Origin of the sequence: Bradyrhizobium sp. YR681, from assembly GCF_000282615.1 — a bacterium.
Lineage (GTDB): Bacteria > Pseudomonadota > Alphaproteobacteria > Rhizobiales > Xanthobacteraceae > Bradyrhizobium.
Genome location: NZ_AKIY01000246.1, coordinates 21394 through 31639 on the forward strand (window position 1 = coordinate 21394; position 10246 = coordinate 31639).

General features: G+C 65.0%; 14 protein-coding genes. 7 read left to right on the top strand and 7 right to left on the bottom strand.

The genetic code is table 11. From position 1 onward, the window contains the following. Positions 1–236: 236 nt before the first annotated feature. Complete coding sequence (locus tag PMI42_RS26380; RefSeq protein WP_008139776.1) at positions 237–635, bottom strand: hypothetical protein; 399 nt, start codon at positions 633–635, stop codon at positions 237–239. Positions 636–672: 37 nt separating this feature from the next. After that, positions 673–903, bottom strand: a complete 231-nt coding sequence (locus PMI42_RS26385; protein WP_008139778.1) for a hypothetical protein — start codon at positions 901–903, stop codon at positions 673–675. Positions 904–1003: 100 nt separating this feature from the next. Here PMI42_RS26385 and PMI42_RS26390 point away from each other — a divergent pair, with 100 nt between their 5' ends. Beyond that, positions 1004–1825, top strand: coding sequence for a helix-turn-helix domain-containing protein (locus tag PMI42_RS26390; protein WP_008139779.1), 822 nt, complete (start codon positions 1004–1006; stop codon positions 1823–1825). An 84-nt stretch (positions 1826–1909) separates the two neighbouring features. Continuing rightward, positions 1910–2575 carry a DsbA family oxidoreductase gene (locus PMI42_RS26395; protein ID WP_008139781.1) on the top strand — a complete coding sequence of 222 codons (666 nt, stop codon included), beginning with the start codon at positions 1910–1912 and terminating at the stop codon, positions 2573–2575. 6 nt (positions 2576–2581) lie between these two features. Here PMI42_RS26395 and PMI42_RS26400 read toward each other — a convergent pair whose 3' ends face one another. The 3 genes from PMI42_RS26400 to PMI42_RS26410 form a co-directional block, all read right to left on the bottom strand. Beyond that, entirely contained in the window at positions 2582–3751 is a 1170-nt protein-coding gene (locus tag PMI42_RS26400; RefSeq protein WP_008139784.1) for a GNAT family N-acetyltransferase, read from the bottom strand. Between the two features lie 133 nt (positions 3752–3884). Next, positions 3885–5324 (bottom strand): cytochrome c oxidase accessory protein CcoG, encoded by a 1440-nt coding sequence (ccoG, locus tag PMI42_RS26405; RefSeq protein ID WP_008139786.1) that lies wholly within the window; start codon positions 5322–5324, stop codon positions 3885–3887. Between the two features lie 32 nt (positions 5325–5356). Next, positions 5357–5677: an ArsR/SmtB family transcription factor gene (locus tag PMI42_RS26410; protein ID WP_008139788.1), complete on the bottom strand. Its 321-nt coding sequence runs from the start codon at positions 5675–5677 to the stop codon at positions 5357–5359. 92 nt (positions 5678–5769) lie between these two features. Between PMI42_RS26410 and PMI42_RS26415 the strand changes: the two genes are divergently transcribed. From PMI42_RS26415 to PMI42_RS26425, 3 genes are read left to right on the top strand one after another with little or no spacing between them, the layout of a single operon-like run. After that, positions 5770–6198 carry a YeeE/YedE family protein gene (locus PMI42_RS26415; protein ID WP_008139789.1) on the top strand — a complete coding sequence of 143 codons (429 nt, stop codon included), beginning with the start codon at positions 5770–5772 and terminating at the stop codon, positions 6196–6198. 5 nt (positions 6199–6203) lie between these two features. Then, the gene (locus PMI42_RS26420) at positions 6204–6671 is read left to right on the top strand and encodes a DUF6691 family protein (protein ID WP_008139791.1); all 468 of its coding nucleotides are present in this window, start codon (positions 6204–6206) and stop codon (positions 6669–6671) included. Positions 6672–6691: 20 nt separating this feature from the next. Beyond that, positions 6692–7048, top strand: a complete 357-nt coding sequence (locus PMI42_RS26425; RefSeq protein ID WP_008139793.1) for a carboxymuconolactone decarboxylase family protein — start codon at positions 6692–6694, stop codon at positions 7046–7048. Positions 7049–7124: 76 nt separating this feature from the next. Here PMI42_RS26425 and PMI42_RS26430 read toward each other — a convergent pair whose 3' ends face one another. Together PMI42_RS26430 and PMI42_RS26435 are read right to left on the bottom strand one after the other, a co-directional pair. Further along, positions 7125–7454, bottom strand: a complete 330-nt coding sequence (locus tag PMI42_RS26430; protein ID WP_008139795.1) for a hypothetical protein — start codon at positions 7452–7454, stop codon at positions 7125–7127. Positions 7455–7692: 238 nt separating this feature from the next. Beyond that, positions 7693–8097, bottom strand: coding sequence for a hypothetical protein (locus tag PMI42_RS26435; protein ID WP_008139796.1), 405 nt, complete (start codon positions 8095–8097; stop codon positions 7693–7695). A gap of 152 nt (positions 8098–8249) precedes the next feature. Here PMI42_RS26435 and PMI42_RS26440 point away from each other — a divergent pair, with 152 nt between their 5' ends. Both PMI42_RS26440 and PMI42_RS26445 read left to right on the top strand, forming a co-directional pair. Then, positions 8250–8480, top strand: a complete 231-nt coding sequence (locus PMI42_RS26440; protein WP_008139798.1) for a hypothetical protein — start codon at positions 8250–8252, stop codon at positions 8478–8480. Position 8481: 1 nt separating this feature from the next. Continuing rightward, positions 8482–10246 (top strand): pyrroloquinoline quinone-dependent dehydrogenase (locus PMI42_RS26445; RefSeq protein WP_008139800.1); only part of this gene is annotated, 1765 nt, incomplete at its 3' end.

Genomic DNA, 10246 nt, shown 5'->3' on the forward strand with positions numbered 1-10246 from the left:
CGCCGCCGGCAGGGAGCGAAACGCCCCGGGAAAACCGATAGATGGGTGTCATCGAAACTGTACGCCGTTACCGTAAACACCGTCATTGCTGCGAGAGTAGCGAAGCAATGACGGTGTGGATGGCGCGCCTGCCTTGTCATTCTCTGGCAGTGCCCGGACGCAGCGTAGCGCTTTCCCCGGCGTTGCGAAGCATCGTCCAGTTCAGCAGCGCGCCGTAGAACGGAGCCACGAGAACGTCACGCTGCGACTGCAGTCCCGCTCTTCCGCAATCCCAGGAATTGCAACTCGGCGAACACGCCGGTGGCGATTGCCTGCGCCACGATCATCAGCTCGCCGGCGATGTTCGGCGAGACTGCGCCAGAGAGCAGCAGCGCGATGCTGCCGACCGTCCAGGCCGCGTTGCCGATCACGACCAGCAGCACGAGTGGTTTCGGCACGGCGGCGCGCACGGCAAGCCATCCGACCAAGGCGGTATAAGCAATCAGGAACAGGCCAGTCTCGCGCAGCAGCGCTTCGGGCAGGTTGAACAGCGCCGCGAACGCGCCGGCGCCGAAGGTGAAGCCGAGGGCGGCGACGCCGCTGAAGATGGCGTCCGCAAGCAGGGCACGGCGGAGAAAGGTGGATGCGTCGATCATTAGAGGTCTCCATGGTTGGGGTGGGCTTGGGGGAAACTCAGCGCCATCCGCGCCACCGGGCGCGGAGCAGGCGGGCGAGGCGGAACGGGCAGAGGGTCCTGCCGACGCCATGCTCGAAGGCGATGACCTGCGCGACCACATAGTCGCCGGTCGAATGCAGCAGTGGCTCCGGCATGTTGAGGCCGCGCGCCAGCATCCGGGTGGCGAACGCCATGGCCCAGGGCAACACGTGGTCTGCGACGGTCCGGTAGAGCAGCAGCGCGATCATGGTCATCTCCTGTTGCGACCGAAGATGCGCGCGGACCGGGCCCAATTCGATTACCTCGGGGGTAATGGAAGGGCCGAAATCCGCATGATAGGTTTCGACCATGAACGCATATGCAGCCGCAGCCCAGGCCGAACGCAGCCAGCCGATCCATATCGGCGATCATTTGCGCGAGTGGCGTCAACGCCGCCGCATGAGCCAGCTCGATCTCGCGGGCGAGGCCGAGATCTCGGCGCGCCACTTGAGCTTCGTCGAGACCGGCCGGGCCGCACCCTCGCGTGACATGGTGCTGAGGCTCGCCGAGCGTCTCGATGTGCCGCTGCGCGAACGCAACGTGCTGCTGGTCGCGGCCGGCTATGCGCCGGCATTTCCGCAGCGCCCGCTGGAGGATCCCGCCTTGAAATCAGCCCGCCAGGCGATCGACCTTGTTCTCAAAGCGCATGAGCCCAACCCGGCGCTGGCCTACGACCGGCACTGGAATCTGGTCTCCGCCAACCGCATGGTGGCGCCGCTGCTCGAGGGTATCCCGCAGCGGCTGCTCGGCCAGCCCTTCAACGTGCTGCGGCTCGCCTTCCATCCGGAGGCGCTGGCGCCGCGCACCGTCAATCTGGCGGAATGGTGCGGGCACCTGCTGGAGCGGCTGCACCGGCAATGCGAGGCCACGGCCGATCCCGAGCTGATCAAGCTCTACAACGATCTGAAGAGCTATCCCATTCCGGCGCGCTCGGCCCCGCTATCGAGCGACAACGTCGCCATCCCCTTCAAGCTGCGCCTTGACGGCGAGATACTAAGTTTCTTCTCCACCACCATGGTGTTCGGCACGCCCGTCGATATTACGCTGTCGGAGCTGGCGCTGGAGACGTTCTTTCCGGCCGACGAGCGCACCGCGGAGCGGCTGAAGCAGATGGCCGCGGCCATGGCCTAGTGGCCTTCTCCCGGCGCTCTTGCCTCACGCCGCGATCGGCTTATCTTTGGGCAAACCTTGAAACGCCCGAAGGAGGCGCCTGACATGAGCACGCTTAAACCGCTCCAGATCGACGTCGTCTCCGACGTGGTGTGCCCCTGGTGCTATATCGGCAAGCACCGGATCGAGAGCGCGCTGGCGCTCGTGCCCGACGTGCCGGTCAAGCTCAATTTCCGTCCCTTCTTCCTCAATCCCTGGGTGCCGCGCGAGGGCATCAGCCGCGAGGCCTATCTGACCCAGAAATTCGGTTCGGTCGAAGCCTACAAGGGCATTGCCGGGCGTGTCGTCGCGGCCGCGGGCGAGGAGGGCCTCGTCTACAAGCCCGAGCTCGTCGCGCGCCAGCCCAACACGACCGACTGTCACCGCCTGATCCTGTGGGCGGAGGCGATCGGCAAGGCACCGGAAATGAAGCAGCGTCTGATGGAGCTGTATTTCCGCGATGGCGGCGATCTCACCGACGTGAACGTGCTGGTGCAGGCGGCCGCCGATATCGGCCTCGATGCCGACGACGTGCGCAAGCGCCTGGCCACCGACGAGGACGTCGCGCGCGTTTCGGCCGATGCACAGGAAGCCGCCGAGAAGGGCATCTCGGGCGTGCCGACCTACGTGTTCGCGCAGAAATACGCCGTCTCCGGCGCGCAGGATCCGAACCTGCTCGCGCGCGCCATCCGCGAGGTCTCGGCGGAGATCAACGCCCAGGTGGCGGAGTAGCTTCGCCTATTTGCGGAGGCGGCGGACCACGCGTCGCGCCGTCTCGTGCGCGACGTTGAGGCCGGCCAGCGCTGCGTGAACGAGCGTGACGACCGGATCGTTCCGCCGTAGCGGAACCAGCACGTCACCGATTGCCAAGCGGCCGCGCCAGATCGGATTGATCATGGGGTGGTCGGCACTCGCCGTTGAATCCGCACTCGCAATGGCGGGATCGGCGCAGAGATGGCGGGTCAGGTCGAGCGTGAGCTGCACGCCCGGCGAATATTTTGCGAATCGTTCGTCGATGCCGAGCTTGAAGAAGAAGGCGCGGTCCTGATGCCGCAGCACGATGCCGGCAGCGATGGGCGTCGCGCCGGCGCGCAGCGTGACGACCTCGACTTGCGCGGTCTCTGCCAGAGCCGGCACGGCGCGGCGGATGAAGGTCGCATCGCCCGCATGCTGGATCAGCGCGGTGCCGCGCTTGCCCTTCCAGCCGCTGGATTCGAGCTGCAGGAACGTTTCGAGCGCCGTCCTGGTCTCGTCCGGCTTGCGCGCGACGTCGAAGGTGACGAGACCGTGCTCTGCAAGACGATGGCGCTGGCGGCGCAACTCCTTGAGTTTTTTGGTGCCGAGCGCATCGCGCAACAGCGTCTCGCCATCCTGGGTCGCGTCGAGGCTGGCGCGGATGTAGGAGGAGAGGATGCGCGGTTTCAAGCCGTCGCGGCTAAGAACCTGCTTGAGCGCACTCATCGCCGCACCGTCGAGAGCGACGTCGTTCAAGACGAGCGCATGCGCGCCGGCGTCGCGTGCCTGTTGCAGCAGGTGCGCAACCGCCTCGATCGGGGCATCGCGATCGATCAGGGGGCTGCACAGCGTGCCATAGGGATGCGCGCTGACCAGCGCGGGCAGGGGGATATTTCGGGCGTGCCAGAGCGAGATCACCGGCATCAGCCCGATCAGCCGCGCCGAGGATCGGTCGAATGCGGCAAGCGCCGAGGCTGAGGTGCGGCCGCGCGCGGTGGCGCTGACGGCAAGCTCCCAGGCGGGCAGGTAATATCCGTTTGGCTCGATCGCGCGCTGCGCCAGCGCGCGCCATTGGCCGGGGTCGATCGCGGTGAGCGGGATGAGCGCGCGCGCAGCCTCGGCAGGCTTTGCCGATGCCGGATTGACCGCAGCCTGGTGCGCGATATCGACCACGTCCCGTCGTTCCCCGTTCAGAAGGCCATGCTTAGCGCAAAGATTGGAAAATACCGTTGGGGCGCCGCTTCAATTCGAATGGTATTGTTAACGTCTCATTGAGCATGCGAGCCGCAGACGACCGGAATGCACGCTATTGATCGCCGGGGACGAAATGATCGCGGGCACTGGCTCGGTTGCCGCTGGCCGTTTCGGTGATGGCGATGTCGATGTCGCGGGAGGTCTTCGGCAGATCGGCGGCGCCGACCTGCACCGACAGCCTGATCTCGCGGGTCTGGTCCTGCCCGACCTCGATGACGGGATTCGCGCCGGGGCTGGCCTCGATGCCGGCGATACGAATGATCGCGCCGGGCAGACCCGAGACATCGAGCGCAAACGACCGCTGTGCGCCCTTGTTGAGGATGCGCACGGTGTAGTCGTTGCGTACGCCGCCATCCGAAAGTTGAACGAAGAGGGGATTGCGCTCGTGCAGGACGTTGACGTCCATCGTTGCGCGGGTGGCGAGCGTATAGAGCATGATGTTGCCGACGATCATGATAGCTGCGACATAGATCAGCGTGCGCGGGCGGATGATGCGGTAGATCGCCGGCTTGCCCTCCCGCCGGCGTTGCATGTTGATGTCGGTATCGTAGCCGATCAGGCCGGCGGGCCGGCCGATCTCGCGCATCACGTTGTTGCAGGCATCGATGCACAGGCCGCACTGGATGCAGCCGAGCTGGATGCCGTTGCGGATGTCGACGCCGGTCGGGCAGACATTGATGCACTGATGGCAATCGACGCAGTCACCGGCGACATTGCCGTGCGCGCGGGCGGCATCCGCCTTCTTCACCGACATGCGTGGCTCGCCGCGATCGCGGCGATAGGTCACGTTGAGCGCCCATTCGTCGGTCAGCGCCGCCTGGATGCGCGGCCACGGACACATGTAGATGCACATCTGCTCGCGGGCGTGACCGGCAAAGACATAGGTTGTGGCGGTGAGGATGCCGATCCAGAGATAGGAAACGAACGGCGCCTGGAAGGTGGCGAGCTCCTTCACCAGCGTCGGCGCGTCGTCGAAGTACAGCACCCAGGCGCCACCGGTCCACCACGCGATCATGATCCAGAGAAAGTGCTTCAGCGCGACCTTCCGGATGTGATCGAACGTCCAGTAGCGCTTGTCGCCCTGCATGCGCTCGCGGCGATCGCCCTCGACCCAGCGCTCGACCGCGTAGAACAGGTCGGTCCACACCGTCTGCGGGCACATGTAGCCGCACCACAGGCGGCCAGCGACCGCATTCATCAGGAAAAGCGTCATCGCAGCGATGATCAGCAGGCCGGTGAAATAGTAAACCTCCTGCGGCCACAGCTCGACGAAGAAGAAGTAGAAGCGTCGATGTGGAAAATCGATCAGCACCGCCTGGTCCGGCAGGTTGGGCCCGCGGTTCCATCGCACGAAGGGGAGCAGATAGTAGGTCGCGAGCGTGACGCAGAGGATCGCCCACTTGATGCGGCGAAAGGGGCCATGGACGGATTGCGGATAGACCTTCTTGCGCTTCTCGTAGAGAGGTCCCTCGATGAGGGTGTCGTCGCCCATGCTGCGCTTCCCGTGTTTGCGTCGGCGAAGCCCTATTCCGGTGCGCAGAAGAGGCGGTACAAGGTCTCCAGCACCGATCGGACCTCCGGGCTCGCGATGCTGTAGTATATGGTCTGGCCATCCCGCCTGGGTTTGATCAGGCTCAATGCGCGCATCTTTCCGAGATGCTGGGATAGCGCGGCCGACGACAGGCCTGCGATGTCGGCGAGTTCGCCGACGGACTTTTCGCCGTCGAGCATGTTGCAGAGAACCAGCAGCCGCTTGGGATTGCCCATGGCGTTGAGGAGGCGGGAGGCCTCTTCGGCCTTTTCCTCCAGAGCGAGCAATTCCTGATTCCGGGGCTTGCGCTTCATGACTGCCCGATATATTAGTATATTCGAAAATAAGAAACAACTGAAATAACTGTATTCGGTGCCCGCAGGGCGCTCTCGATCCGGAGGGACTCATGGTCTCGACATCGTTTACACCGATCGCCTCCCTCGTTGGCGGCGCGATGATCGGCGTGTCCGCCGTTCTGCTGATGTGGGCGACTGGACGCATCGCCGGCGTCAGCGGCATCGCGGCGCGGCTGTTTCCGCCTTACGAGGATCGCGAATTCGCCGGGCGTCTTGCCTTCGTTGCCGGTCTCATCGCCGCGCCCGTGCTTGTGCGGCTCATCGTTGGAAGCCTGCCGGCGCAGACGATCGCGGCGGGGCCTGCCGTCTTGATCGTCGGCGGCCTTCTGACGGGTTTCGGTTCGGTGTGGGGTAGTGGTTGCACTTCGGGCCACGGTGTCTGTGGTTTGTCGCGGCTCTCGGTGCGCTCGCTGGTCGCGACCATGACCTTCATGGCCACGGGCATGGCGACTGTCTTCTTGATGCGGCACTGGAGCTGATGGCGATGGCAATCCTGGTTCAATTCGCGATCGGCCTGGTCTTCGGTCTCGGCCTCATCGTCTCCGGCATGTCGGATCCGGCGAAAGTTCTGAACTTCCTCGACATCGGCGGTATTCCGGCAGGGACGTGGGATGCGAGCCTTGCCTTCGTGATGGCGGGCGCCGTGACTGTGACTTTCGTCGGCTTCAATCGTGTCCTGAAGCTCGCACGCCCCTTCTTCGCCGAGCGATTCTATCTTCCGACGCGGAACGATATCGATCCGAGGATCATCGCGGGACCCGCGATATTCGGAGTCGGCTGGGGGCTGGCGGGCTTCTGTCCGGGACCGGCGCTGACGGCGCTCGGATTCGGCTCGGCCTCGGCCTTCATCTTCGTTTCGGCGATGTGCGCCGGAATGATGCTCGCTCGCTTCATCGCTCACCTACCGTCGCTGACGCGCTACGTCACGCCGGTCGACCCGCTCGAAACCTGAAGTCACGTAGAGAGTCAGTCATGGACAAGAATTACCCCGAGATCACCAGGCAAATCTCCGCCAACATGCGCAAGCTGCGGAACGACATTCCCGACACCATGAAGGGATTTGCCGCGCTCGCCCAGGCCGCCACGCGCGACGGCGCGCTGGACAAGAAGACCAAGGAGCTGATCGCGCTTTCGCTCGGCGTCGCCGCGCGTTGCGACGGCTGCATCGGCTTCCACACAGAGGCCCTCGTGAAGCTCGGCGCGACGCGCGAGGAGATCGAGGAGACGCTCGGGATGGCCATCTACATGGGTGGCGGTCCATCGCTCATGTATGCTGCGGATGCGATCGCGGCCTATGAGCAGTTTCAGCAGCAACCGGTTATCGCCTGACGCGCTGATCTCATTCAGGCACGGCGACGGGACCGGCCGCGTGTGCGTCCGGTCCCGTCGATCATGACGTCATCGGTTACCAGCGGTCGCCAACACCGACGCCGACGCTCACCCCGGGCGCACGAATGCCGACGCCGGCGCGGGGACCATCGTCCCAGTCGCGATAAGTGCGGCGCTCGTAATAGCGCTCGCGCGGCATGGTGGCGTAGGAATCGCGCACGATCACGCGCGCGCCGCCGCGGGTGCGGTAGCAATTGCCGGCGTCATCGCAGACAAGCCGGACTTCCTGAATGAGTTCAGGGTTAGCGTATTCACCGGTCGTATAGATATCCGCAGCCTTGGCGCCGCTCGCCGCAGCCAGGGCCCCGACGCCAGCCAGCAGTGCAATCGTAAATGTCCGCATCATGTCCTCCTCCGAAACTGCCCTCTACGGTAACAAGAAGGGGAGGCAGGGATCGTTCCGGTCGATTTACAGCTTTTTCCCGGAACCAACTCTGATGTGCTGCAATGTTCCCTCCGTGGCGCCCATCAATCGGCGCGGCATGGTGATTGCGTTGGGGCGAACTTCACGTGCACCTAAGCGGACTATCAAAGGCGCTGGTCGACACGTGTCGGACGACGTCATCTCGCGGATGGTGAAACGGTTAGATCGGCTGGTAAGTCTCCGTCCCGCAGATGTCGTCGGCTTCCGCCCGCCGGCGATCGACGACCTTTCCGCCTGAGATGGTTACGATGTAGGTTTGGGCGCCGAGTGGAGAGCCGGTTGCGGAGGTGAGCTGCGCGCGGACGCAAGCTGTCCAGCCCGGCCCGCGCACTTCGCGATGCGGCGAGGCGACGTGCACCTCGCGCGGATAGGATGTGTTGAGGAAGACGACGTCGATCTGCTCGCGCACGACGCGCTTGACGTCCGGCGGGGCCTCGGGCGGCGGCTGCTCGGTTTCCTTCATGCGCATGAATTCGGGCACCGGCGCGCGGCTGTCAGCAAAGCCGCAGGCACCGAGCGTCAGCGCGGCGGCAAGCAGCGCCGCATGGGCAATGATCCGCAACATCCGTGAAGGTCCCCTGCGGGCCGACAGATAGGTACGAATGCGATCCGACGAAGTCCGCCCCGATCAAGATTTGCTGAAGGTCCGGAACCCGCGGCATTTGCTATTACGGGATTGCAGGCTAGTTTGTATCCCGGATGAAGGGGATTGCACCAATGAGGATTTTGATCATAGCGGCTGCGGTGCTGGCGCTGGCGGGCGGCTTGGCGCAGGCCCAGATGGGCGCCGGCAGCAAGCGCCAGGGCAACGCGCCGAAGGCCGACAACACGCCCAAGGTCGACGAAAAGGCCTACAAGGCGGCGCTCGAACGCATTCCGGAGCCCAAGGAGAAGTACGATCCGTGGAGCGGGGCCCGTCCGAGCGAGCCCGCGAAGAAGCAAAAATAAAGTGCGGCCGCAGACCGGCCCGCGAATTGCGAGCGCGCTCGTTGCGCTCCTGTTGGTTGCGGCACGGCCATGCGTCGCCTGGGAGAGTTGGGGCGCAGATGCCGGCGGCTCCCGCTTCTCGCCATTGCGAGAGATCACGCCCGACAATGTCGGCCAGCTCGTTCGCGCCTTCGAATATCACACAGGCGATCTCACCGCGCGCTCGCCCGAGGTCATGCGGCGAACCAAATTCCAGGCGACGCCGCTCCTCGTGGAAGACAGCCTGATTTTCTGCTCCCCCTTCAACGAGGTGATCGCGCTCGATCCCGGCACGGGCGCGCAGAAATGGCGCTACGATCCGAAGATCGCGACCAATCAGCGTCCCGCCAATCGCTATGTCTGCCGCGGTGTCACTTACTGGGTCGACGACAAGGCGCCCGTGAATGCCGCCTGCCGATCGCGCATCTTCATGGGCACCAACGACGTCCGCCTGATCGCGCTCGATGCGAAGACGGGAATCCCCTGTGCCGGTTTCGGCAAGGGCGGTGAGATCAGGCTCGAGATCGGCATGAAGCTGGATTGGCCCGGTGAATTCCAGATCACCTCGCCGCCGGCGGTGGGCCGCGGCGTCGTCGTGGTCGGCTCCTCGATCGGCGACAACAGCCGCGTCGATGCGCCGAGCGGCATGGTGCGCGCGTTCGACGCGCGCAGCGGCGAGGCGCGCTGGACCTTCGAGCCGCTCAAGCGCGAGGGCATCGAAGCCGGTCACACCAATGTCTGGGCGCCGATGTCGGTCGACGAGACGCGCGGGCTCGTTTTCCTGCCGACGACCTCGCCGTCGCCGGACTTCTGGGGCGGCAAGCGGCCGGGCAACAACGAGCACGCCAATTCGGTGGTCGCGTTGCGCATCGAGAGCGGAGAACTGGTCTGGGCATTCCAGACCGTGCATCACGATGTCTGGGACTACGATTTGGCGTCGCAGCCGACGCTCACGCGTCTCGACACCGGCGAGGGCCAGCGCGACGTCGTGATCCAGCCGTCCAAGCAGGGTTTTGTCTTTGTGCTCGACCGCGACACCGGCAAGCCGGTGTGGCCGGTCGAGGAACGCGCGGTGCCGCAAGGCGGCGCGGAGGGCGAGACATTGTCGCCGACCCAGCCGTTCCCAACGCATGTGCCGGCGCTGACGTCGCAGACGATCTCGACCGATGATGCGCTTTCGCTGCTGCCGGGCTTGCGCCGCTCGTCCTGCGAACGGCAATTCGCAGCGGCGCATAACGAGGGCCTGTTCACACCTCCTTCGGTGCAGGGCACGCTGGAGTTTCCCTTCACCGGCGGTGGCGTGAACTGGGGCAGCGCTGCGTTCGATCCGGTCCATCAGATCCTCTATGCCAACACCAGCCGCGCCGTTCATCTCATCAAGCTGATCCCGCGCGCGGAGGCGGCCGGATTCAATCCGCCGCCGGGGCATGATTTCGGCCGGCAGCGCGGCGCGCCGTTCGCGATGTCGCGTGCCGTGGTGATGTCGCCGCTCGGCTTCCCCTGCAACAAGCCGCCCTGGGGCGAGATGGTTGCGGTCGATCTGAAGGCCGGCAAGATTCTCTGGCGTTCGAGGGTCGGCACCACCGAGGATCTGGCGCCGCTCGGCGTGCCGCTGCCCTGGGGCACGCCGCTCGTCAACGGACTAGCAGTCACCGCAGGCGGGCTCGTCTTCACCGGCGCGATGGATGCCTATTTGCGTGCGTTCGATGCGCATAGCGGCAGCGAGCTGTGGCAGGGCCGGCTGCCGG